This window comes from Nocardia sp. NPDC059177 (assembly GCF_042755165.1).
In the GTDB taxonomy this organism is placed as follows: domain Bacteria; phylum Actinomycetota; class Actinomycetes; order Mycobacteriales; family Mycobacteriaceae; genus Nocardia.
Window position 1 is genome coordinate 61524 of record NZ_JBHZBX010000002.1, and the last position, 23107, is coordinate 84630.

Genomic DNA, 23107 nt, shown 5'->3' on the forward strand with positions numbered 1-23107 from the left:
CACGCTCCCAGCGGTGCAAGGCGGACAATCACCGAAGGACGCGAGTTGGCGAGCCCCGGGCACCGGAGTGTGGTTCGGCGCTACGACAGACCGGCCATGGTGCGGCGGCCGATGACGGCGTCGAGGGCGCCGAGTTCGGCGAAGACGTCGGTGGCGGCCCAGATGCGGTTGCGTTTGGAGTCGGAGACGACCTCGAGGATGCCGGAGTCGACGAGTCGTTCGATGGCGCGGTAGGTGGCTGATTCTGTGGTCGTGGTGAGTTTGTTGGCTACCGCGATCGTGAGGATCGGGTGCTCGAGCAGGCTCGCTAGCAGGGTCTCGTCGGCGGAGCCGCCGCGTGGGCGGGCGTGGGTACGCCAGCGTTGGGGGAGGGTGGCCAGGGCGCGGGCGGAGTCGATGGCGGCTTCGCTGGCGTAGACCGCCGCGAGCGCCAGGTACACGACGAATTCGTCGGCGGCGCCGCCCCGGTAGGCGTCCAATTGCGCGAAGTAGCGGGAGGTGTCGGCGAGCATGACCGAGGAGAAGGGGACTGTCACCCGGTCGGTCAGGCCGCGCCGGCGCAGGATCGCGCTCATCAGTGCCCGGCCGATCCGGCCGTTGCCGCTGACGAACGGGTGGATCGACACGAACTGTGCGTGCGCGATCGCGGCCTGCACCAGAATCGGCAGGTCGTCGCGCGCGACGAAGGCCAGCAGGTCGGCCACCAAGGCGGGCACCAGTTCCGGCGGCGGTGGCACGTACAGGGCATTGAGCGGGGAGTAGTCGCTGCCGCCGATCCAGGTCTGCACCGTGCGGAACCGGCCTGCCTTCTCCCACTCCGGGGCGATCAGCACCCGGTGGGCGCTGAGCAGGTCTGCCTCGGTGATCCGGCCGGTCGCCGCCGCGTCGACCAGGTCGGTGAGGCTGCGCACCGCGCTGACTTGCGCGGCCGCTTCAGCGCGTGTCGCCGCGCCGCCGAAAGCTTTGCCGAATGCTCGCCAGCCCGCGTCGACGTGCTCGATGCGCGAGGACGCGACCGCCTCGGCGCGCAACAGGAACTCACGCAGTGACGCCGAATACTGGCCCTGGCCGGCTTCGAGGTGGGTCACCGCGATCAGAGCGGCCTCACTGGCCGATGTGGTTCGCCTGGAATCGAAGTCGAGGTCGGCGATGCATGGCGGGATGGACACCGCCATCCACTCGGGCGCGGAGCCGGCTCGCGATCCGTCGAGGGGCGTCCACGAGCGCTGCTCGACATGATGAGCAGGCCAATCCATGAGCTAGTACTGCACTTTCACTATCGGAAACGCGACTTGCTCTGCCGCTGTTCGTGTTTTCGGGGACAAACGCCACTAATGAGTCGACTACTCGCTGTTGGCATTTCAGAGCTCGGCGGCCGTCTCGCGGGCTCGCGCGACAGCTTCGGCGATGCCCCTGCGGTAGGGGAGGCCGTGGCCGGGCAGAACCATATCGGCGGCTACCGGCTCGAGCGTGCTGAGTGCGGCCAGGGTGGCGGGAGTGGAATGGTTGAAGAAGCTCGGAAGTAACTGGGGACCTATTGTTTTCGATGTCGGGTGGGCCGTGACGAGAGTGTCACCGGTGGCGATGGCGCCCGCCGCCGGCAGGTGGAAGGCGGAGTGGCCCGAGGTGTGGCCGGGGCAGGCGATCGGGACCGGGTTACCCGGAAAGTCCAGTGCCCCTTCGGTGGGGAAGGGTTGGATATGGGCGACGGTGTTCTTGCGCAGACCACCCGCCGCGGTGATCCGGGCGGCCCAAGCGATCGTGCTGCGATCGGTGAGCCGCTTGATCACATCCAGCGGAGTGGCCGACTCATGACACTCCCCACGCGCATGCTTCACCTCGACGGCGCTGGTGTACGCGGGAATCCCGTACCGCCGGTGCAGGTGATTCAGCGCGCCGACATGATCGAGGTGAGCGTGCGTGAGCAGGATGGCGACGATGTCCTCGGGGCGGTGGCCGAGTTCCCGCACCGCCCGCTCGATGACGCCGGCATCGCCGAGCCAGCCTGCGTCGATCAGCGTGAGGTCACGCCCGTCCCGCAGCAGGACCATGTTCACATCGGTGCCCCGGATGACGAACACCTCGTCGGCGACTTGCTGGTAACGCACTGATCGAATCCTCTCCTCGTCCCGTTGCCGCACGACGTCACTCCCTGACTAGCGGACGAGGAGAATCTCGACATCCATCCTGGCTTGTTCGGCGGCTTTGGCGAGCCGCGCGTCGCAGGTCACCAGTGGTGATTCGTTCTCGGCGGCCACCACCAGGTACGCCGCGTCGTAGGACGAGACGTTGTGGCTCAGCGCCCACACTCGCTCCAGAAGCGAGCTGTCCACGTCGACGTACTCGATGCCGGAGTACGCGAGTGCGCGGAACGCCTCGTTCGCGTCATCCTGATCGGTGTGCCGGGAGAGGACCGCCTTGCGGAGCGTGCGGATAACCTCGAGCGGCATGTGGGACGGGGCAACCCAGTCGATATCTTTGCCGAGTTCGAGCCTCGCGCGCTGCCCGAACTCGTCCTGCCACAACAACGCCGCGCACATCGCGGACGCATCGACAACGAGCACGAGCTAGTCCCGTCCGCTCCGGATGAACTCCACCATCTCGTCTGCGGGCATCGTCGTACCTCGCTGGATGTGCATATCCTCGAACAGTCGCTTGTTCCGCTCACGGCGGTACTCGCGTTCCAGGAGTCCGCGCAGGTACTGCTGGGTGGACTGCCCACGCTCCGCGGCACGCTTGGCAAGCACATCGCGGACCTCTTCGGGCACACCCTTGATCTGGATCGCGATAGTCATACCTCAGGATAGCATGCTCATGGCATGTTCATGCTCCGCACCAGTTCGGCTACCAGATCGTGACGCGCTCCGCCGGAGCCAGGTAGAGGTTGTCGGTGTCGGTGACGTCGAAAGCCTCGTAGAAGCTGTCGATATTGCGGACCACCGCGTTGCAGCGGAACTCCGGCGGGGAATGGGGGTCGACGGCGAGGCGGCGGATGGCTTCTTCCTGGCGGGCCTTGGTGCGCCAGACCTGGGCCCAGCCGTAGAAGACGCGTTGCAGGCCGGTGAGGCCGTCGATGATCGGGGGTTCGGTGCCGTCGAGGGAGATCATGTAGGCGGCCAGGGCGATGGACAGGCCGCCCAGGTCGCCGATGTTCTCGCCGATGGTGAACTGGCCGTTGACGGTGTGCTCGTCGTCGAGATCGGCGGGGGAGAGCACGTCGTACTGGTCGATCAGCGCCTTGGTGCGCTTGCCGAATTCGGCGCGGTCGGCGTCGGTCCACCAGTCCTTCATATTGCCGTCGCCGTCGTATTTGGCGCCCTGATCGTCGAAACCGTGGCCGATCTCGTGGCCGATCACCGCGCCGATACCGCCGTAGTTGGCGGCGTCGTCGGCGTTGGAGTCGAAGAACGGCGGTTGCAGGATCGCGGCCGGGAAGACGATCTCGTTCATGCCGGGGTTGTAGTAGGCGTTCACCGTCTGCGGGGTCATGAACCATTCGCCACGATCGACCTCGCCACCCAGTTTGCCCAGGTCACGGTCGTGGTCGGCGGCGTAGCCCCGGCGGTAGTTGCCGACCAGGTCGGCGGCGTCGATCTCGACGGCGGAGTAGTCGCGCCAGGTGTCGGGGTAGCCGATCTTGGGGGTGAACTTCTCCAGTTTGGTCAGCGCGGCCGCGCGGGTGTCGGGACCCATCCACTCCAGCTCGGCGATATTGCGGCGATAGGCCTCCTGCAGATTGGCCACCAGCTCGACCATGCGGGCCTTGGCCTGCGGCGGGAAGTGCCGGGCCACATACAGTTTGCCGACAGCCTCGCCGAGCAGCTCTTGCACCAGCGACACCCCGCGCTTCCAGCGCTCCCGGTTCTCCTGGGCGCCGGTGAGGGTGCGGCCGTAGAAGTCGAAATTCTCCTCGACGATCTCGTCGGTGAGGAAGGCCGCACGCGCGTGCAGTACCTGCCAGGCCGCCCAGTCCTGCCAATCCCGTTGCGGCAGTTCAGTCCAGGCGTTGGCGAAGGCGGTGACATAGTCGGGCTGGCGCACGACCAGTTCGGCGAACAGCTCGGCGCCGTCGCGGTCCAGGCCGGTGGCGATCGCGGTTACCCAGGCGGCCCAGTCGAATTCGGGATGCTCGGCGACCAGGTCGGCGAAGGTGGTGAGGTTGTAGCTCTTCTCGGCATCGCGGCGGCGGACCACGTCCCAATGTCCCGCGGCGAGTGTGTGTTCCAGGTCGAAGACGCGGCGGGCGGCGTCGGCCGGATCGGCGGGGAGCAGGCCGGCCAGCGCCGGATCGGCGGCGGCGAGGGTGAACATCTTGGCGATGTGCGCGCGGTAGGCGTCGCGGATCTCGGCGAACTCCTCGGACCGGTAGTACGACTCGTCCGGCAGGCCGATGCCGGACTGGGTCGCGTGCACCAGGTAGCGGGTGGAATTCTTGTCGTCGGTGTCGACGTAGTAGCCGAGCGCGCCACGCACACCCGTGCGTTGCAGGCTGCCCAGCAGCGCGGCGAACGCGCGCGAGTCGGCAACCTCGGCGATGGCGCGCAACTCGGCCGCGATCGGGGTGAAACCGGCCGCGGCGACGGCCTCGGTGTTCATGAAACTCGCGTACAGATCGCCGATCTTGCGGGCGTCGGCGTCGCCGCCCGCACCCGCCGCACTGTCCTGGATGATCGCCTGCACATCGAGTTCGGCCTGGTCGTAGAGGGTGCGGAAGGCACCGTCGACCGCGCGGTCGGCCGGGATCTCGTACCCGGCCAGCCACTGCCCGTTGACATGCGCGAACAGATCGTCCTGCACCCGCACATCGTGATCACGGAAGGACAGATCGATACCGGAGGGGCTGCTCAGATCGGAGGTCACGCGCTCCAGTATGCAGGGACACGGCGGTCGGCGCCGCTGGGTTCCCGGCTCGGGTCCTTGCCCGGAGCGGGCCGGTTCCCCGGCGATGTTTCAGCGCCTGCTCGACGTCGTCACCGCCGAGGCCGAGCAGCAAGTCGGTCGTGCCCGCGTCCGCGCGCACTGTGGCGGTGGCGGCCGTCCTCGTCGCCGGCGACGATCGTCTCCGCGACATTGCGCTGGCCCTGGCGGTCCAGTAGTGCGGTCGCTGATGAAGCCGAGCGCGGCCGCGATCTCGGCCCGCATCGCGAAGACGACGTACCACCGACGGAGGGTCGTCGACGTGCTCGATGTGGCGGTCTGTCGCTGCGGCGCCGACGACGACCACCTGACCCGCGTACTGATCCACAGGCTGCGGACCAAGGCGAACGCGGCGCCGGACTAGTTGTTGGCGCGCTCGATGGCGCGGCGGACCAGGCCGCGGATACCGGGGAGCCCGATGGCGCGCAGCATCAGTTCCCCGGCCACGACCTGTGCGCGTGACGATGGGGCGAAGCGGCTGATTCCTTTGCGGGCCAGGGCCTGTCGTTTGCGCACTTCCGGGCGCAACGAGGTCTCCCAGGTGTCGAGTGCGGCCGGGATGTCGTCGCCGGCTGTCGCCAGCGCGTCGCCGAGACGGTCGGCGCCGTCGAGGGCAAGGGCGGCGCCGTAACCGGCGAAGACCGTGACGCACCAGGCCGCGTCGCCGAGCAGGACGACCCGGCCGTGACTCCAGCGATCCAGCACGATCTGGCCCACCGTGTCGAAGTAGGCGGGGGCGGGATCGACGTCGAGCTGGCGGACAGCATCGACGACGCCCCCGCCGAGGTCCCCGAACGCCCGGGCGAGCGCCGGTGCGGCGCCGAGCGCCAGGTCGACGCCCGGGTCAGGGCAGCGGTAGGCGAAGAACGCCGAGGACCGTTCGGGTCCGAGATTCATCACCGCGGCCGTGCGTCCGGGTCCGATGAAGGTGGTGCCCGCACCCTCCGGGACGTGCTCGGGAACCGTTTCCAGCGGGAACGCGCCGACCATGTGGCCCAGGTCGACGAAGTAGTCGCGCTCGGCGCCGAAGACGAGTTCGCGGACCCGGGAGTGCACGCCATCGGCCCCGACGAGGAGGTCGGCGTGCAGAAGGGCGCCATCGCTGAGGGTGACCACGACTTCCTCCGCGGTCTGGGCGACGGTCTGCACCGTGGTACCGAACCGGATGTCGACCAGGTCGGCGACCGCGCTGTACAGCGCCGCCTCCAGATCGCCCCGGAACACGCTCAATGCCCGGTTCCCGACCGCCGCCTCGGCCACCGCGGCCGGAACCCGGAACTTCTCCCTTCCGTCCGCGTGCACGAGGACGGAGGTGAAGAACCCGATATCGCGCGCCGCCAACGCCGGGACGAGCCCGAGCCGTTCGGCGGCGTCGTACCCGGGTCCGTGCAGGTTCACCAGATATCCGCTGCTACGACGGCTCGGCGCGCGTTCGATCACGACCACGTCCCACCCCTGCCGACGCAGCCGCAACGCGGCGGCCAACCCCGCGATACCGGCGCCGACGACCGTCGCCCGCCTACCCGATCCATCTTTCATCACCATGCCGTCAACCCTAAGTTGACGATGCTGCAATCGTCAACCCTAAGTTGACGATCAGGCGGAGGCTGCCGGGCCTCGAAGCGATGACATTTCTTCAGTTCGAGCCTGGTCGTCGAAGCGCTCGCGGGCGCGCTCGACCTCGGGCAGCGTGGTCGTGACCCAGCGCAGGAGGGCGTCGATGAGGTCTTGCAACGACCGGCCGAGGGAGGTGAGCCGGTACTCGACGGCGACGGGTCGCGTACTTGTGACCACGCGCTCGACCATCCCGTTGCGCTCCAAGCGGCGGAGTGCGGCGGTGAGTGACTTCTGCGTCACGGCGGGGATCGTTCGACGCAGTTCGTTGAAGCGCAGGGACCCGTGTTCGCACAGTGTGTCGAGGACCTGAAGTGACCACTTGTCGAGCACGTGGTCGAGCAGTTCGCGGTGTTGCTCGGTGAGCTGAGGGCTGACCGAATGGGGTGGAGCGGTTTCCGGCATGACACCTAGTTTCGTTGAAGTTCCCTTTGAGTACCAGGTATACATCAGATACCAACACCAACAGCGAAAGGAACACCATGGCAGTACAGCTGCTCACCCCGGAGGGCATGTTCAGTCCTGTTCCGTACCACCATGTTTCGATCAGCACGGGTACTCGTCACGTACACGTGGCCGGCCAGATCGCGCGCGACGCCGACGGCAATCCCGTCGCGACAGGCGACCTCACCGGTCAGGTCGCGCACGCACTGCGCAACACCGCACTGGGCCTCGCCGGCGCCGGGGCGAGCTTCGCCGACGTGGTGCGGCTGCGCTTCTTCGTCACGCACTGGACCCCGGACAAGTACCACGACTTCATCGCGGGAATCGAGCGCGTCGCAGACGAACTCGAACTACCGCAGCCGCTGCCGCCCCTGTCGGCGATCGGCGTCGACTACCTGTTCGAGCCCGACGTTCTCGTCGAGGTCGAGGCATACGCCGTGCTCGACTGACTACGGAGTTGGCTGGTTCTTGCACGTATGCGTCGGGTGTTCGGCCGTTCCCGAGATCAGGGTCCTCTGCGGCGAGCTCGGCCCAAATTTCACTCAACGCCCGTACGTTCCTCGCCGTCTCGCTCGGTCATTTGCGGTCCATGCTGCGGACAATCCGGTCACCCAACGGCCGTTCCAGATCGACAATGAGGAAGCCACGTTGCCCTGTCAGCGGTTCCTGCTGACACGGCTCCATCCCTTTGCGCAGTCCACGGGAAAGGGTGACATCGACCGATCCAGGCGTTTCGACAGCGCTGACGTCGTAACCGTAGCTCGGACAGTCCCGAAGTTCGAACGGAAGATGCACCGCCAGCTTCGTATCGCCGTCATCCACGTCGTATGACTCGAACGTCATCACCTGGACATGGTCGAGGTCGGCAGATCTTGCCAGCAGGAGCGGCTCGCCTTTCGAATCGCGCGGCGCTGGAACCGCCACCAGGGCCCACGACGCCTCAGGGCCCTGAGAAGGTGTGGCTTCGGAATTCGGCGCGGGGGTCGTGACCGTCCGCGTACCCGGTCCGGCGGCCTCCTCGGCCGAACAGCTGAGCACACCGGCGCTCAGCGCCGCAGCGATCGCTCCGGCGACGAGCATTCTCGACCGAGTGGCGGAAGCGATCCTAGGCACAGACGAATTCGTCGTCGCGGACGCCGGCGGTGAAGGCTTCCCATTCGGGGGCGGTGAAGTGGAGGAGGGTGTCTTCGTGGCGGAGGGTGGCTGAGCCGTCGAGGCTGACGTGGGCGACGAGGTCGGGGTGGCGGCGGTGGGTGAGCAGGCAGTGTAAGAAGGCTGTCCACAGGGTGGTGTCGACGGTGATGATGGGCTCGTCCGAACCGATGTTGCGGGGGTTGCGACGGAATTTGCTGTCGCGTATCTGGATGGTGTCGCCATCGAAGCGGACCTCGACACATTGGTTGCCGTTATTGGAGCGTGACGAGGTGAACCAGCCGTGTTCGGCCGGGCGGCGTCGAGCGGTGGTGGACATACCCCGAATCCTACACGCTCGCATACTCGCTGATCAGCGCGAGAGATTCGGTGCGGGACAGGGATTGCTCGCGGGCCCGCAGGTAGGCGAAGCCGAGATCGCGGACCTGCTCGACGTCCTCGACCGGACCACCGAAGACCGCGCTCTCGGCCCAGGCGAAGGTAGGTAGCTGATCGCTTGCGAAATCGAGCAGATGGAAGCTGGAACCGCCCAGCACCGCACCTTCGGGCGCGCTGAACGGGATGACCCGCACGTCGACGGTGTCCAGTTCGCGCACCAGCTGGGCCAGGTGCCGCAACTGACCGCGCAGCACCTCGGCCCCGCCGGTCTGCTGCCGCAGCGTGGCCTCGGACAGGACGGCGGTGAGCTCGAGCGGATCCGGGCCACGCAGCCGCTGCTGGCGGCGCAGCCGGATCGCCACCAGCTGGTCGACCTGGACCGGCCGGATCATCACATCGGCGCTGATCAGCGCACGCGCATACGCCTCGGTCTGGAGCAGACCGGGCACCAGCAGACTGTCGTAGCTGCGGATGCTGAGCGCGCCGGCCTCCATGCCGTAGAGCCGCTGCAGCTCGGGGCCGATCAGGGCCGAGGCGGTCGACCACCACCCGCGCTGCTTGCTGACCTCGAGCAGGGCGAGCAGTTCGCGGCGCTCCTCGGCGGTGACATCGAGGACATCGAGAACCGGCTCGATGGTGGTGCGGGTGAGCACCCGCCTGCCCTTCTCCACATGCGACCAGTTCGCGGGCGTGAAGCCGACGCGGCGGGCGAAACCGGCCGAGTCGAACCCACGCTGCTCGCGCAGCTCACGCAGGCGCAGCACCAGTTCCCAGCGCGCGGCCGTCGGCGAAACGGGAGCCATGCGGCCACATCGTACGCCGATCGACACACCAGCTATTGACTATTGTCAGGCGGGTTGTGCGGCACTAGGCTGCTATAAGCGTCAATTTTCTCTCGCGTCCAGCCGTTATGGAAAAGTTTCCCGATCCACCCGGTCGTGATGCAACGGTTCTTCCGAATCCAGCGAACCAACAGCTACATCGAGTACACCGTCGACAGAGACGAGGTCTGATGAGCACGTCGCGCACTGAAGACAAGGGCGGATATACCGTCGCCGAGGAATACACGGCGACGCAGGACGCGCTGGCACGGTGTCGCCACTACCGCAAGCACAACGGGCTCTACGGCATTGTCGACTCCACACTGGGGCGGATCATGCTCGAAATCGGCGCGGTCGGCGCCGTGGTCATGCCATCGACCCTGGGCGAACGGGTCCGCGGGCTGCTCACCGGCCGTGGCCTGCGGTGCGGGCCGATCATCGCCCATCCGCGCTCCGGGCGCTGGACCTTCCTGACCGGCCCCACCGACAACTCCTACCTCGACACCGTGCTGTTCGCCGAGCTGTTCCGGGTGTGCGCCTCGGTAGCCCTGCCCGGCAGCGAGATCGTGCTGCCCTCCCCGGCCGACGAACGCAGCGGCTACCGCCGGTGGGTGCAGGGGCCCGACGGCGACTATCGGCCGGATTTCGCCCAGATAGTCGCCGCGACCAGGACCAATGCCCGGTCGGCCGCACTGCTCAGCGAGCCGGGCTCGGCGTAGTCGGGAACTTGCTCTCCAGCGTGGTGGAGAAATCGTCGAGGCACTTCTGGATCGCGGTCTGGTCGTTGCCCGCCTTGTTCAGGCAGCTGACGTAGTCGGCGCCGCCGGTCTCCTCGACGACCTTCCAGGCGAAAACGCCGACCAGCACGCCGATCACGATCGAGAGCAGGCCGAGCACCAGGCCGAAGCCGGCCATCACGCCACCGCCCGCGGTCCCCGAGCGCGCCTTGATCAGCGCGATCAGCCCGAAGATCACCGCGAGCACACCGAAACCGATGCCGCCGAACACCGTCCACGACGACAGCAACGCGATGATGCCGAGGACCAGCGCGGTGATCGCCAGGCCCTTACCCGGCGGACGCTGGTATTGCCCGCCCGGTGGCGGATACTGGCCGCCCGGCGGTGGGTACTGGCCTCCCAGTGGTGGATACGACATCTGCTTCCCCTCTCTTCGGCGCGGCCGTCAGCCGCGCGAACTGTCACCCAGCCGGGCGTGCATCTCCCACACCAGGATCTCGGCGTCACCGCGCGGGCGCACGCGCTGGCCGCCGGTGCGGGTCATCCGCACCGCGTCACCCTGGGCCAAGGTACCGGCACCTTCCAGCTCGACCTCACCGCGCGCGACGAAAACATGCAGGTAGGGAGCATCGGGCAGGGTGATTCCGGCACTGCCGGCGGGCATTCTGGCCGCGTGCATCGCCGCATGCGAGGAGTTGATCGCGATGGCGGTGCGGTCGCGGTAGCGGGGCAGGCCCGACGCCACGGTGATCAGCTCGCCGCGCGCGAGTTCGGCATCGATCTCGAGCTGCTGATAGCCCGGGTCGACGCCCGGTTCGTCGGGCACCACCCACATCTGGACGAAATGCACCGGCTCGTCGTGTTCGGGCTGCGCGGCGTCGAGTCGCCAGGAATCGTTCTTCTCCGAGTGCAGGATGCCGGTGCCCGCGCTCATCCGCTGGGCCAGACCGGGATAGATGACGCCGTTGTGGCCGAGCGAATCCTGGTGCACCAGGCTGCCACCGAGTACCCAGGTGACGATCTCCATGTCCCGGTGCGGGTGGGTGTCGAAGCCCTCGCCGGGCAGCACCACGTCCTCGTTGTTCACCAGCAGCAGGCCGTGGTGGGTGTTGTCGGGGTCGTAGTGCTCGCCGAAGGAGAACGAATGCTTGGAATCGAGCCAGGAGATGCGCGTCTTCAGCCGGTCGCCACCGCGATGCAGCTCGATCCGGGGTGTCGTCGGTGTGGGCATCACCCCTCAATTCTGGCACCACTATCCTCCAGAGGTGTCGACTCATCGCCCTGACGGCTCCGAATCGGGGAGTGAGCGGCCGATCCCGATCCGCGATCTGCTCCGCGACCCACGCCCGCTGATCCGCCGCAATCCGCAGATGCCGCGGCTGGCGGTGCTGCGGTTGGCGGCCCAGTTCGGTGACGGCATGTTCCAGGCGGCGCTGTCGGGCGCGATCCTGTTCAACCCCGAACGCGAGACCGATCCGCTGGCCATCGCCGCCGGTTTCGCGGTGCTGCTGCTGCCGTATTCGGTGCTCGGACCGTACGCGGGCGCGCTGCTGGACCGCTGGGATCGGCGGACCGTGCTGCTGGTCGCCAGTGTGGCCAGGGCGCTGCTGATCGCGGCGACCGCGCTGTGCCTGTTCGCCGGGGTGGGGGAGTCGGCGCTGTTGCTGCTGGCGCTGGCGACGGTGGGTGTGAGCCGGTTCGTGCTGGCCGGGGTGTCGGCGGCGCTGCCGCGCGTACTCGAACAGCGGTGGCTGGTGCCGATGAACTCGCTGCTGGCGACGGTGGCCTCGGCCTGCGCTGGGATCGGCGCCGCGGCCGCGGTGGCGGTGATCGCGATACTCGGGGCCGGTGACAGCGCCTCGGCGGTGGCGGTGACGCTCAGTGGCGTCGGCTCGGTGATCGGGGCGGTACTCGCCATCGGGTTCCCCGCGCTGGTGCTCGGGCCCGAAAGTGGTTCGGCCGGTTCGCAGAGCACGGTGCACGCCATCGCGACCGGACTGCGCACGGGTGCGCGGGCGGTCTGGGCATCGGTGCAGGTGACGACCGCGATGATCGGCATCGGCGCGCATCGCATCGTGTTCGGGATGAACACGCTGATCATGGTGCTGGTGCTGCGTCAGCCGACCGGGGAGACCCAGATGACCGGCGGGCTGGTCGGTTTCGGCGTCGCGATCGGCTTCGCCGCGGCCGGCATGCTGCTCGCGGCGATTCTCACGCCGATCCTGGTCCCCCGGCTGGGCAGGCCGCGCACCGTGCTGGTCGGCCTGGTGACCGCGATCGCGGTGCAGCTGACGCTGGTGACCCCGATCGCGGTGGCCGCCGCGGGCAACGACCACGCGCACCGGCTGCTGCTGGCCGGGGCGTTCGGCCTCGGCCTCGCCGGGCAGACAATCAAGCTGACCGGCGACGCAAGCATGCAGATCGACATCGACGACGACCAGCGCGGCCAGGTGTTCGCCCTGCAGGACACCGTTTTCAACATCACCTTCGTGCTGGCGATCGCGGTGGCCGCGCTGGTGATCCCCGAGGACGGCCGGTCGCTGGGCGTCGTGCTGGCCGGGGCCGGGGTCTACGCGCTCGGCATCCTGGCCGTCGCGGTCAACTCCCGGCGAGCCAGGGCGGCCGGCTGACCGGCTCGGCGGGCTCCTGGGCGAGGACCGACCGGTGGTCGACACCGACCGGGATGTCCGGGAACAGCTCGACCGCCGCCGCCAGGGTGTCGACCGGAATGTCGCACTCGGGTAAGGGGAGTGGTTCGCACTCCCACTCGGCGGATCCGCCGTCGAACCCTTGCCACAGGGTGTCGGCGCTCGCGGTGTCGGCCAGTACTAGGTCTGTCTGACCGGCCCAATGGTCGTCGATCCCGGTTCCGAAGTCGTACCCGATTTCGTTCACATCTGTTTGGACGCACGGCAACGGCGTTCGGTTCCGGTAAGTTCTCCGCGCAGCAGAGGTGTTCGCCGGGACACCGTTTCGAGGAGCACATGTGCGCACCACACCGCCTGGATCAGCGGCATTGGGGGTGGCACTCGCCGCCCTGCTGGTCGTGCCCGCCCAGGCCGCGCCACAGCCGTGGGCGCCGCCACCGGTGAATGTGTGCGGCGAAACGGGATTCGACCCGCTCAACCGGTTGCCCGATCCGTCGGCGCCGCCCGCCCCCGCGCTGCCCCCGAGTTTCGACATCCCGGTCCCGGTCCCGCAGCTGACGCCGGTGCCGGTACCCGATCCGCCCCAGGACAAGACCCGCGTCGCACAGGCACCGCTGCCGAGCGACCCGTGCCAGAACCCGTGCCCCGAGGTCACCGACGTCCCGCAGCCGGCGGCCGAGTCGACCGAGACGTCCACCGGTTCCGCCGATTTCCTGCCGCGGATCCGGATAAAGCCGGAGATCGAGCCCATCCCGATCCCGGTACCCGGCGAGGACGGCGAACCAGCCCAGCCCGCACCCGAGACCGTGATCCGCCCGATCGAGCCGGGACCGGCCGCCGCACCGGTCATGCCCTCGGTGGTGGAGTCGGTGCGGCTGGTCGAGCAGGTCACCGGGCACGGCTCGGCCAACCGGACCGACAAGCGCTGGCAGGTCAACGGCACCGACCTCGGCCTGTTCTGGGAGACCGAACCGGGCAAGGTCGCCATGGTCTTCGGTGACACCTTCGGCGACGGCTGGGTCTACGGCGGCGCGGGCGCCGACACCGCCGACTGGCGCTCCAACGTGCTCGCCTACAGCTCCGACCGCGACCTGGCCGACGGCCTGCGCATCGATGCGATGGTGCAGGACAAGCCCTGTCACGCCGCCGAACTGCTGGGCAGCCGCAAGATCAAGAACTGGGAGACCACCACCATCCCCACCTCGGGCTTCGCCCTGGGCGAGCGGCAGTTCATGAGCTACATGTCGGTCAACCACTGGTCGCGGATCCCGGGCATGTGGCTGACCAACTACGGCGGCCTCGCCTACTCCGACGACGGCGGCCAGACCTGGACCAAGGATCAGCACGCGCGCTGGGAGAACCTGTTCGGGCTCGGCAAGTTCCAGGTCGCGGCGATGGTGCCGCACGGCGACTACGTCTACATGTTCGGCACGCCCAACGGGCGGGTCGGGATGATCGGCCTGGCCAGGGTGCGTAAGGACGACGTGCTCAACAAGACCGCCTACCAGTATTGGGTGGACGGCAATTGGGCGCCGGCGGCGGAGAATTCGGCGACGCCGCTGGCACTCGGCACCGCCAGCGAACTGTCGGTGCGCTTCGACGCCGACAGCGGGCAGTGGCAGATGATCTACCTGGACTCGGTCGCGGGCAAGATCGTGCTGCGCACGGCCGCCGAGCCACAGGGCGCCTGGACCGTCGCGGTGCCGCTGCTGTCCACCGAGGACTATCCGAAGGCCTACGGCGGCTTTATCCATCCGTGGTCGACCGGGCGCGATCTGTATTTCACGATGTCGGCGTGGGACAGCTACAACGTCTATCTCATGCACGCGCGGCTGCGCTGAGTCCTCACCGCACCGGGACGAACCGCAACCGGTCACCGGGCCTGGCCTGGGCCACCCGGTCGACATCGGCGTCGAGCACCACCGCGATCACCGGATAACCGCCGGTGATCGGGTGATCGGCGAGGAAGACGACCGGCTGCCCGCTCGGCGGCACCTGCACCGACCCGAGCGCGACACCCTCGGCGGGCAGTTCCCCGCCGATCGCGCGGACCAGGGGCGGACCGTGCAGGCGATCCAGGCGCACGCCGACGCGGTCGGTATCGGGCGAGACCACCCAGGAACCGGCGAACAACCGGTCCGGTTCGGTGAACCAGTCGGCCCGCGGACCGGGCACCGCGCGCACCGCCAGCACCTCGGGCGGCACCGGGACCGGCGCGAACTCGACCGTCGGCAGCGAACGCGGCGGGTGACCGACCGGCAGCTGAGTACCCACCCGCAGTGGCGCTGGGCCGATCCCGGACAGGGTGTCGCGGCTGCGGGAACCGAGCACCTTCGGCACATCGATGCCGCCGCGCACGGCGACATAGCTGCGCAGGCCGGAATCGGCCAGGCCTAATCGCAGCACCTTGCCCTCGTCGAGTTCGAGGACGCTGGCATGGCCGACCGGGGTGCCGTTCACACTCGCAGGCACCGGCGCGCCGGTCACCGCGACGGTCAGGTGCCCGTCGGCGCGCAGCGCCAGCCCGCCCAGCAGCACCTCGATGCCGGCCAGGTCTTCCGGGTTGCCGACCAGCCGGTTCGCCAGCCGGAGCGCGGCGCGATCGGCGGCGCCCGCCTGGCCGACGCCGGAATCGAACCACCCGGGCCTGCCCAGGTCCTGGATCGTCGCGAGCGGCCCCACCCGCTCGATGAAGATCAGCATGCTCGTCACTCCCCGATTCGCTGTCGCGGCGGCGCGTCGTTGAGCAGCCTTGGGGTTATTCCTCGGTCGCGGTCTCGACGAAGCGAATCGCCGAGCCCGCTCGCACCAGCGCGGGCGGGTCACGCTCGACCACCCACATCCGCAGATCGGTCCGTCCGATCAGCTGCCAGCCACCCGGTGTACCCCGCGGATACACCGCCGAATAGCCGCCCGCCAGTGCCACCGCGCCGGGCGGGATGGCGGTGCGGGCGCGATCGCGGCGCGGCACCGTCAACCGGCCGTCGGGGGAGGTCAGGTAGCCGAAACCGGGGGCGAAACCGACGAAGGCGCAGCGCCAGACGGTGCCCGTGTGCGCGGCGATCACCTCCGCCACCGACATATCGAGCAGCCGGGCGACCTCGGGCAGATCGGCGCCGTCGTAGCGGACCGGGATCTCCACGATGTCCTCGGCAATGTCGTTGCCCGGCACTGTTCCACGGGAAACATCGGGCGAATCCGGCTGTGGTGGTTCCTGATCCAGCCGTTCGAGCAGCGCGACCAGTTCCCGGCGGACCTGCACGCCGTAGCTCACCGCATGCATGGTGACCAGCACGGTTTCCGCCGCGGGCAGCACATCCTGGACACCGGCTATGGCATGCACCCGCAGGGCAGAGGCCAGCCGCTGCACCGGGCGCGGATCGTCGAGGGTGATGAGCATGGCGCGATCGCCCGCGGGGCGGATCCGCGCGTTCCAGTCGTCCATCCTGCCTCCCACCCTCAGCTGAACGGCTCCACCGGTACCCCCGCCTCGTCGAGCGCCCCGCGGATCCGGCGGGCCATCTCCACCGCGGCAGGTGAGTCGCCGTGCACGCACACACTCGCCACGGACACAGCGACCGTGCCGGGACCGTCTACGGTACGCGCGGTCCCCGACAGTGCAAGAGAAACAGCCTGTGCCACGGCCTCGTCGGGCGCGAGCACCGCCCCGGCTACGCCGCGCGGGGCGAGCGTGCCGGTCGTGGTGTAGGCGCGATCGGCGAACCCCTCGGCCACGAACCGCACACCGAGGCGGCTCGCCGCACGTTCCAGTTCGGTGTCGGCCGGGCCGAGCAGCGCCAACCCCGGCCCGGACTCGGCCACCGCGGCCAGCACCGCATCGGCGAGCACCCGGTCCTTGGCGGCCGCGTGATACAGCGCGCCGTGCGGCTTCACGTAGTGGACCCGGTCACCGGCGGCCCGGGCGAAGGCGGCCAGCGCGCCGATCTGATACAGCACCTCGTCGCGCAACTCGGCGGGGGCGATGGCGATATCGCGGCGGCCGAAACCGACCAGATCCCGATAGCCGACATGGGCGCCGATCCGCACCCCCTTGGCCACCGCGAGTTCGCAGGTGCGCCGCATGATCGCCGGGTCGCCGGCGTGGAAGCCGCAGGCGATGTTGGCGCTGGTCACGATGTCGAGGACGGCGGCGTCGTCGCCCATGCGCCAGGGGCCGAAGCCTTCGCCCAGATCACTGTTGAGGTCCAGCGGCATGCGTCGACCATAGCCGCCGTCGGCCCGGCCAAGTACGCTCAGACCCATCATGGCCACGTATTTCGATCCGAAGTCCTGGTCACTGTCGGGCGCCGTCGACCTGGGCAGACGCCTGCTCGACCCGTCGTGGATCGACCAGTGGCTCGGCTTCACCACGTCCTGGGCCGATCCGGTCGCCGACCTGGGCTCGGGCACCGTCACCGCACTCATGCCCGATGTGCTGATCACCGTGCTCAGCGAGGGCATCCTCAGCCGCTTCGGCGGCCAGGAGATCAACGCCACGCTGCTCGGACACGACCTGACCGCCACCCTCGACGTGCTCAAGGTGCGCAGACGCGGCGCCCACTTCCAGTCCAAGACCGTGCTCTCCGACCTGGTCTGGGACTCGCATCCGTTCCAGACGGTGACGGTGATCGCGCACGGCGTGCGGCTGATCCCCGGCGTGCCGACCAAGGTCCGGGTCCAGCAGCTCGACATCGAAGGCACCATCGAGATCGGCGCCCTGCTGGCATGGGTGGACGCGCAGAACCTGGAATGGCGGGTCCGGCTCGACGAACACGGCAACATCCTGGCCAAGCACCGCACCCGCAAGATGAGCGCCGTGGTGGACGCGCAGGTCTACGACAACCTGCTCACCATCGACATCCGCAAGGCCAGCTGGCACGGCATCCGCCTGCCCCGCCGCGCGGTACAGACCCCGGCGCTGCTGCTCGACGACCTGCCCAACCGGGCCAGCATCTCCTTCGCGCACCGGCGCGGTGACGTGGTGAAGTTCCGGATCGAACTGCCCGAGACGACGGGCTCGTTCGACCTGGCGCAGATGCGCTCGGCGATCATCGCGGGGACCGAACTGATCGTGTTCTGATCAGGACTGCTGTGACCACCATTCCCGCAGGGCGGCTTCGGCTTCCTCGCGGGTCATCGGGCCACGGTCCAGGCGCAGGTCCTTGAGGTATTTCCAGGCCTTGCCGACCTGCGGACCCGGCTGCAGACCGAGCAGTTCCATGATCGCGTTGCCGTCCAGGTCAGGACGCACCCGCGCCAGGTCCTCCTGCGCGCGCAGCGTGGCGATGCGGTCTTCGAGCTCGTCGTAGGTGGAGCGCAGCGCGGCCGCGCGCCGCTTGTTGCGGGTGGTGCAGTCGGCGCGGACGAGTTTGTGCAGGCGATCGAGCAGGTCGTCGGCGTCGGTGACGTAGCGGCGCACCGCCGAATCGGTCCACTGGCCCTTTCCGTAGCCGTGGAAACGCAGGTGCAGGAACACCAGGCGCGCAACCTCTTCAGTGAACGCCTTCGGGTACTTCAGCGCGCGCATGCGCTTGCGCACCATCTTCGCGCCGACCACCTCGTGGTGATGGAAGCTCACGCCGCCGCCGGGTTCGTTGCGCTTGGTGTCGGGTTTGCCGATGTCGTGCAGCAGCGCCGCCCAGCGCAGCACCAGGTCGGGGTCGCCTTCCTCCTGGTCGATGGCCTGCGCGAGCACGGTCAGCGAATGCTGGTAGACGTCCTTGTGCTGGTGGTGCTCGTCGATCTCGAGCTTCATCGCGGGCACCTCGGGCAGCACCCGCTGGGCCAGCCCGGTGTCGCACATGAGGTTGATGCCGTCGATCGGATGGTCGGCGCCGATCAGTTTGTCGAGTTCGGTGCGCACCCGTTCAGCGGTGATCCGGTCGATCTGCTCGGCCATCTCCACGATCGCCGTGCGCACCCGCGGGGCCACCTCGAAACCGAGCTGGGCGACGAACCGGGCCGCGCGCAGCATGCGCAGCGGGTCGTCGTCGAACGAATCCCGCGGCAGCGCCGGGGTATCGAGGACGCCGTCGAGCAGCGCGTCCAGGCCGTTGAGCGGGTCGACGAACTCCAGCGACCCGTCGGCGGCGATCTTCACGGCCATCGCATTGACGGTGAAATCGCGGCGCACCAGGTCACCGTCGAGCGAATCACCGAAGCTGACCTCTGGATTGCGCGAGACCCGGTCATAGGTGTCGGCCCGGAAGGTGGTGATCTCGAGCTGCTGATCGTCCTTGGCCGCCGACACCGTCCCGAACACCAGACCACCGGTGTCCCACAGATGATCAGCCCACCCGCGCAACAGCTCCTGCACGACCTCCGGCCGCGCATCGGTGGTGAAATCCAGATCGTTGCCCAACCGCCCGAGCACCGCGTCCCGCACACTGCCACCGACAAGATAAAGGGAATGCCCCCGCTCGGCGAACATCGCACCCAGCGGTGTCAACACATCCGCCAACTGCCCCAACGTCACCGCCGCACCGGCCAGCAATCGGGCACGGCGATCCGCCACAGCATCGGGGACAACGTCGGGGGAAACCACGAGAAGCAAGCTTACTGTTCCCGTCGAACCACTTTCCGCGAAGTCCGCATGACAGCACTCCCAGCCCGCACATCCCGACCCCGAGGAGGGATCCGCCGCGCAGCGGCGGGTTCGCGGCCGTCCCGTCGATCAGGTGCCGTTGCGTAGGCGACGAAGGAGCAAGCAACGGTGCCTGATCGACGGGACCCAAGGGGCCGCGAACCTCGAGCGCGCCAGCGCTCCAACCGACACAGCTAAGCTGGGCGGGTGTCTCCTCCGGCCGATCGCGCGAACAGTCGACGCCGCCAGCCGCGGCGTCGCGGGTCGGCGGGCAATGCCGGCAAGCCGCGCATGCGGACGGTGCGTGAGACCTCGGCCGGTGGGCTCGTCGTCGACGGGCTCGACGGGCCGCGTGAGCTGCGCTGCGCCGCGCTGATCGGGCGGACCGACCGGCGGGGCAGGCTGCTGTGGTCGCTACCCAAAGGGCATATCGAGCAGGGCGAGACCTCCGAGCAGACCGCCATGCGGGAGGTCGCCGAGGAGACCGGGATCATCGGCGAAGTGGTCGCCGAACTGGGCAGTATCGATTATTGGTTCGTGACCGAGGGCAGGCGGGTACACAAGACTGTGCACCATTTCCTGCTCCGCTCACTCGGCGGTGAACTCTCCGATGCCGACGTCGAGGTGACCCAGGTTGCGTGGGTCCCGTTGAGCGAGTTGGATTCCCGATTGGCCTACGCCGACGAACGGCGGCTGGCCGAAGTGGCGAACCGATTGATCGACCGGATGGAGACCGGCAAGCGATGACGGGTGGACTGTTCCGGCTGATCACGGCGGTCCTGACCATCTTGGGTTCGGTGACGCTGCTCCCTGCGGTCGCGCACACGCAGCCGAGCGGGTCGGCGACACCGAAGTTCCTCAAGCTCACTCTCGACGCGGTGGCGCCGGGGACGGTCACCACGGCCAGCGATTCGATCCTGACGGTCTCGGGCACGGTCACCAATATCGGTGACCGGGTGGTCGACGATGTCAGTGTGCGGATCCAGCGGGCCGCGGCGGTGAGTTCGCCGAGCGGATTGCGCAGCGCGCTGCGGCTGGATCAGGTGAACTACGAGGTCACCGGGCCGTTCGAGGATGTCGCCGAACAGCTGAGCCCCGGTCAGCGCAAGCAGTTCTCGGTGCGGATCGCGCTGCGGGCCGGCGGGGACGGCGCTTCGCTCGGGTTGACCGATCCGGGCGTGTATCCGCTGCTGCTCAATGTCAACGGTGAGCCGGCCTACGGCGAGCAGGCCCGCCTCGACGACGCGCGTTTCCTGCTGCCGGTACTCGGGTTGCCGCCGGTCGGCACCGCGACGAGCGGGCCGGAGTCGCTGCCGGTCGCCGCGCCGCCGGAGGCCACACCGGTGGCGACCACGCTGCTGTGGCCGTTGGCCGACCGGCCGCGCATGGTGGCTGGCAGGCCAGGGGCGGTGAACGGGCAGGCCGAACTGCTCGACGACGAACTCGCGGCCTCGCTCGGCAAGGGCGGACGGCTCGAACAGCTGGTCGCCGCCCTGGAAACGGTGGCGCCCAAACCCGGCCAGGACAAGGGCATCGCGAGCGCGGTGTGTATCGCCATCGATCCGGACCTGCTGTCGACCGTGCAGACGATGACGCGCGGCTACCGTGTGCTGGCCAGTCCGTCCGATCCCGGTGGCGCGACCAGGGAGGGTACCGGCGCGGCCAATGCCCAGGCCTGGCTGGACCGGTTGCGGGCGCTGGCGGCCCGGATGTGCACGGTGGCGTTGCCGTACGCGCAGGTCGACTTGTCGGCGCTGGCCGCGGTCAACGATCCGGGGCTCTCGGCGCGGGCGCTGCTCGCCCCGGCCGACGTGGTCGACGCGATTCTGGCGACCCGTTCGGTGCGCGGTGTCGGCCTGCCCGACTCGGGCACCATCGACGACGCCGCCGGCCACCTGCTGCGCGGCCACGGCTACACCACGGCCGTGCTGGCCAGTACCGCCGTGACCACCGACGGCATGCCCGTCGACGCCGAGGACACGCTCACCTCGGCACCGGTCACCCAGGAACCGGACATGGTCGTCGGCGGTGAGCACGCCGCGCCGGATCTGGTGCGGGTGCCCGCGGTGAGCACGCCACCGCCGGCCACCGCGCCGGCGCCGGGCGCCGCGCCTGCCGCCGACCCGGCCCTGCACGTGGCGACCTACGACATCTGGGCCGCGACCGCCCTGGCCGCGGTGGGCTCCAACCCGCCGACGCCTTCGTTCACGCCGTCGAAGGTGCGTTTCGAGGTCACCAACGACTCGCGGGCCGCACGCCTGCAGGATGCGCTGGGCGCGCTGGCCTGGACCGCGCTCAATCCCGATCCGGAGCGGCCGCGTTCGCAGCTGCTGATGCCGCCGCAGCAGTGGGGCGCCAGCCGGGAAGAGGGCATCGCGCTGCTCGAGCAGATGGAACTGCTGGTCAGCAATAATCTCGCGAGCCTGCGCGGATTCACCGAACTGGTGAACCAGGCGCCCGACCCGCGCCCGTTCACCCTCGAATATCTGCCGCGCGCCGCCCAGGACGGGGTCCCCGAGCATTTCCTCGCGCCGGTGCGCGATCAGGGTGCGCGGGTGAGCGATCTGATGCGGGCGCTGGTCGAACTGCCCGAGTCCGAGCTCACCCCGCATGCCTTCATGACGCCGGTGCGCGAGGATCTGCTGCGCGTGCTGAGCCTGTCGGATCGCCGCGACGACGACACCACTCTGGCCGATCAATACGCGCAGCGGCGGGTGGAACAGGCCACCGAGGAACTGGACACGATGTTCGCGTCGGTGTCGGTGCTGCCGCCGGGCGGGGTGTACACCCTCGCCTCCGAGCAGAGTCCGTTGTTGCTGGTCGCGCGCAATGAACTCCCGGTCGCGATCCGGGTGATGTTCCGGATCGAGGCGCCGGCCGAGACGAACATCACCGATATCGGCGAACAGCTGCTTCCGCCGTTCGGGACCCGGTCGTTCCAGATTCCGACCGAGGTGAGCGACAGCCGTAGCCTGGTCATTCCGATTGCGCTTACCACGCCGGACGGAATCGCGCTAGGCGAGGCGACCTCGGTGTCGGTGCGCTCGAATGCCTACGGTCAGGCCTTGGCCATAATTACCGGATGTGCCGCGATATTGCTGCTGCTGCTGGCCGGGCGCCGGCTGCTGCGGCGATTCCGCGGACAGCCCGATCCCGCCGACGAGGGATTCTCTCCCGAGACGGTGGAACGGGCCGGTCGGCTGCGCCGCGCGCGACAGCGGCTGCAGGGACAGTGAAACGACGAGAGTGGCACGGGTGAGCGAAACGCTCATCGGACCGGCGGGATTCGCGGGTCGCGCCGGGTACAGGAGGCATGATGGGCGACGATGAATCCGCTCATCGGCACGACCACGACGACCGACGCGACGACCCGCAGGCACCCCGCCGCGCGGCGGCCGCGCCGTGGGAGCGTGGCATGACCGGCAGCGATCACGACGAATCCGCAGGCATCCTGCCCCGCGTCGACCACCCGGCCGACCGCCGCTACCCACCCGACCCCGGCCCACGTCCCCACCAGGACCACCCCGGCTACGACCCCACCGAACAACCCCCCGTCAGCCGCCGCCCCGCCCCCGACCTGCCCGGCCGCGGCCACGGCACACCAGGTCCCACATCCCACCCCGGCTCGACCGACCCGGGCGCACGACCCGGCCAATACCCCGGCTCAGCTGACCCGTCAGCGCGACCCAGCTACCACTCCGGCGATGCGGACCCCGCTGCGTCGGCCACACGACCCGGCTCGGTGGACCCGGCCGGTCGGCCCCCTCGATCCGGTTACGCCTATGGCCCGGCCGACGCCGATGACCCGCGCGC

26 protein-coding genes are annotated in these 23107 nt (G+C 68.9%); 8 read left to right on the plus strand and 18 right to left on the minus strand.

Annotated features, from left to right (window positions below):
* Window positions 1–80: 80 nt before the first annotated feature.
* The 5 genes from ACFXK0_RS03440 to ACFXK0_RS03460 form a co-directional block, all read right to left on the minus strand.
* Window positions 81–1256: a Fic family protein gene (locus ACFXK0_RS03440; RefSeq protein WP_379408131.1), complete on the minus strand. Its 1176-nt coding sequence runs from the start codon at window positions 1254–1256 to the stop codon at window positions 81–83.
* A gap of 105 nt (window positions 1257–1361) precedes the next feature.
* Window positions 1362–2108 carry an MBL fold metallo-hydrolase gene (locus tag ACFXK0_RS03445; protein WP_379408132.1) on the minus strand — a complete coding sequence of 249 codons (747 nt, stop codon included), beginning with the start codon at window positions 2106–2108 and terminating at the stop codon, window positions 1362–1364.
* Window positions 2109–2156: 48 nt separating this feature from the next.
* The gene (locus ACFXK0_RS03450) at window positions 2157–2564 is read right to left on the minus strand and encodes a type II toxin-antitoxin system VapC family toxin (protein ID WP_379408133.1); all 408 of its coding nucleotides are present in this window, start codon (window positions 2562–2564) and stop codon (window positions 2157–2159) included.
* A gap of 3 nt (window positions 2565–2567) precedes the next feature.
* Window positions 2568–2795 carry a hypothetical protein gene (locus ACFXK0_RS03455; RefSeq protein ID WP_379408134.1) on the minus strand — a complete coding sequence of 76 codons (228 nt, stop codon included), beginning with the start codon at window positions 2793–2795 and terminating at the stop codon, window positions 2568–2570.
* A 49-nt stretch (window positions 2796–2844) separates the two neighbouring features.
* A complete protein-coding gene (locus ACFXK0_RS03460; RefSeq protein ID WP_379408135.1) occupies window positions 2845–4860 on the minus strand; it encodes a M13 family metallopeptidase in 2016 nt (671 codons plus the stop codon).
* Window positions 4861–5107: 247 nt separating this feature from the next.
* On the opposite strand from ACFXK0_RS03460, the gene ACFXK0_RS03465 reads away from it, so the two are divergent.
* Window positions 5108–5281 (plus strand): hypothetical protein, encoded by a 174-nt coding sequence (locus ACFXK0_RS03465; protein WP_379408136.1) that lies wholly within the window; start codon window positions 5108–5110, stop codon window positions 5279–5281.
* Here ACFXK0_RS03465 and ACFXK0_RS03470 read toward each other — a convergent pair.
* Window positions 5278–6462, minus strand: a complete 1185-nt coding sequence (locus ACFXK0_RS03470) for an FAD-dependent oxidoreductase (RefSeq protein ID WP_379408137.1) — start codon at window positions 6460–6462, stop codon at window positions 5278–5280. The genes ACFXK0_RS03465 and ACFXK0_RS03470 overlap by 4 nt on opposite strands.
* A 51-nt stretch (window positions 6463–6513) precedes the next feature.
* Window positions 6514–6936 (minus strand): winged helix-turn-helix transcriptional regulator, encoded by a 423-nt coding sequence (locus ACFXK0_RS03475; RefSeq protein ID WP_379408138.1) that lies wholly within the window; start codon window positions 6934–6936, stop codon window positions 6514–6516.
* 77 nt (window positions 6937–7013) lie between these two features.
* On the opposite strand from ACFXK0_RS03475, the gene ACFXK0_RS03480 reads away from it, so the two are divergent.
* Complete coding sequence (locus ACFXK0_RS03480) at window positions 7014–7424, plus strand: Rid family hydrolase (protein WP_379408139.1); 411 nt, start codon at window positions 7014–7016, stop codon at window positions 7422–7424.
* A 127-nt stretch (window positions 7425–7551) separates the two neighbouring features.
* Here ACFXK0_RS03480 and ACFXK0_RS03485 read toward each other — a convergent pair whose 3' ends face one another.
* Genes ACFXK0_RS03485 through ACFXK0_RS03495 form a run of 3 tightly spaced genes read right to left on the minus strand, consistent with a single transcriptional unit; the run spans window position 7552 to window position 9308 of the window.
* Window positions 7552–8055 (minus strand): hypothetical protein, encoded by a 504-nt coding sequence (locus ACFXK0_RS03485; RefSeq protein ID WP_379408140.1) that lies wholly within the window; start codon window positions 8053–8055, stop codon window positions 7552–7554.
* A 25-nt stretch (window positions 8056–8080) separates the two neighbouring features.
* Entirely contained in the window at window positions 8081–8446 is a 366-nt protein-coding gene (locus ACFXK0_RS03490) for a DUF397 domain-containing protein (protein WP_379408141.1), read from the minus strand.
* Window positions 8447–8456: 10 nt separating this feature from the next.
* Window positions 8457–9308 carry a helix-turn-helix domain-containing protein gene (locus tag ACFXK0_RS03495; RefSeq protein ID WP_379408142.1) on the minus strand — a complete coding sequence of 284 codons (852 nt, stop codon included), beginning with the start codon at window positions 9306–9308 and terminating at the stop codon, window positions 8457–8459.
* A gap of 209 nt (window positions 9309–9517) precedes the next feature.
* Here ACFXK0_RS03495 and ACFXK0_RS03500 point away from each other — a divergent pair, with 209 nt between their 5' ends.
* Complete coding sequence (locus ACFXK0_RS03500; protein ID WP_379408143.1) at window positions 9518–10045, plus strand: hypothetical protein; 528 nt, start codon at window positions 9518–9520, stop codon at window positions 10043–10045.
* Here the strand turns inward: ACFXK0_RS03500 and ACFXK0_RS03505 are convergent.
* Both ACFXK0_RS03505 and ACFXK0_RS03510 read right to left on the minus strand, forming a co-directional pair.
* Window positions 10023–10481, minus strand: coding sequence for a DUF4190 domain-containing protein (locus ACFXK0_RS03505; RefSeq protein WP_379408144.1), 459 nt, complete (start codon window positions 10479–10481; stop codon window positions 10023–10025). The two genes, ACFXK0_RS03500 and ACFXK0_RS03505, sit on opposite strands and share 23 nt — an antisense overlap.
* Before the next feature lie 27 nt (window positions 10482–10508).
* Window positions 10509–11294: a pirin family protein gene (locus tag ACFXK0_RS03510; protein WP_379408145.1), complete on the minus strand. Its 786-nt coding sequence runs from the start codon at window positions 11292–11294 to the stop codon at window positions 10509–10511.
* A gap of 139 nt (window positions 11295–11433) precedes the next feature.
* Here ACFXK0_RS03510 and ACFXK0_RS03515 point away from each other — a divergent pair, with 139 nt between their 5' ends.
* A complete protein-coding gene (locus tag ACFXK0_RS03515) occupies window positions 11434–12693 on the plus strand; it encodes an MFS transporter (protein WP_379408464.1) in 1260 nt (419 codons plus the stop codon).
* Here ACFXK0_RS03515 and ACFXK0_RS03520 read toward each other — a convergent pair.
* Entirely contained in the window at window positions 12662–12958 is a 297-nt protein-coding gene (locus ACFXK0_RS03520; RefSeq protein WP_379408146.1) for a hypothetical protein, read from the minus strand. The two genes, ACFXK0_RS03515 and ACFXK0_RS03520, sit on opposite strands and share 32 nt — an antisense overlap.
* A 91-nt stretch (window positions 12959–13049) precedes the next feature.
* Here ACFXK0_RS03520 and ACFXK0_RS03525 point away from each other — a divergent pair, with 91 nt between their 5' ends.
* Window positions 13050–14552: a DUF4185 domain-containing protein gene (locus ACFXK0_RS03525; RefSeq protein WP_379408147.1), complete on the plus strand. Its 1503-nt coding sequence runs from the start codon at window positions 13050–13052 to the stop codon at window positions 14550–14552.
* Between the two features lie 4 nt (window positions 14553–14556).
* Here the strand turns inward: ACFXK0_RS03525 and ACFXK0_RS03530 are convergent, their stop codons facing one another.
* The 3 genes from ACFXK0_RS03530 to ACFXK0_RS03540 are packed head-to-tail and all read right to left on the minus strand — an operon-like array spanning window position 14557 to window position 16926.
* On the minus strand, window positions 14557–15414 hold the full coding sequence (locus ACFXK0_RS03530) for a biotin-dependent carboxyltransferase family protein (protein ID WP_379408148.1): 858 nt from the start codon (window positions 15412–15414) through the stop codon (window positions 14557–14559).
* Between the two features lie 55 nt (window positions 15415–15469).
* The gene (locus ACFXK0_RS03535) at window positions 15470–16156 is read right to left on the minus strand and encodes an allophanate hydrolase subunit 1 (RefSeq protein WP_379408149.1); all 687 of its coding nucleotides are present in this window, start codon (window positions 16154–16156) and stop codon (window positions 15470–15472) included.
* Between the two features lie 14 nt (window positions 16157–16170).
* Window positions 16171–16926, minus strand: coding sequence for a LamB/YcsF family protein (locus ACFXK0_RS03540; RefSeq protein WP_379408150.1), 756 nt, complete (start codon window positions 16924–16926; stop codon window positions 16171–16173).
* 49 nt (window positions 16927–16975) lie between these two features.
* Here ACFXK0_RS03540 and ACFXK0_RS03545 point away from each other — a divergent pair, with 49 nt between their 5' ends.
* Entirely contained in the window at window positions 16976–17791 is an 816-nt protein-coding gene (locus ACFXK0_RS03545) for a hypothetical protein (protein ID WP_379408151.1), read from the plus strand.
* Here the strand turns inward: ACFXK0_RS03545 and ACFXK0_RS03550 are convergent, their stop codons facing one another.
* Window positions 17792–19255, minus strand: coding sequence for a CCA tRNA nucleotidyltransferase (locus ACFXK0_RS03550; protein WP_379408152.1), 1464 nt, complete (start codon window positions 19253–19255; stop codon window positions 17792–17794).
* A 330-nt stretch (window positions 19256–19585) separates the two neighbouring features.
* Between ACFXK0_RS03550 and ACFXK0_RS03555 the strand changes: the two genes are divergently transcribed.
* Complete coding sequence (locus tag ACFXK0_RS03555; protein ID WP_379408466.1) at window positions 19586–20041, plus strand: NUDIX hydrolase; 456 nt, start codon at window positions 19586–19588, stop codon at window positions 20039–20041.
* Complete coding sequence (locus ACFXK0_RS03560) at window positions 20038–22530, plus strand: DUF6049 family protein (RefSeq protein ID WP_379408153.1); 2493 nt, start codon at window positions 20038–20040, stop codon at window positions 22528–22530. Before ACFXK0_RS03555 ends, ACFXK0_RS03560 begins: the two co-directional genes overlap by 4 nt.
* A gap of 32 nt (window positions 22531–22562) precedes the next feature.
* On the opposite strand, the gene ACFXK0_RS03565 is transcribed toward ACFXK0_RS03560, so the two are convergent.
* The gene (locus ACFXK0_RS03565; protein ID WP_379408154.1) at window positions 22563–22808 is read right to left on the minus strand and encodes a hypothetical protein; all 246 of its coding nucleotides are present in this window, start codon (window positions 22806–22808) and stop codon (window positions 22563–22565) included.
* Between the last annotated feature and the right edge of the window lie 299 nt (window positions 22809–23107).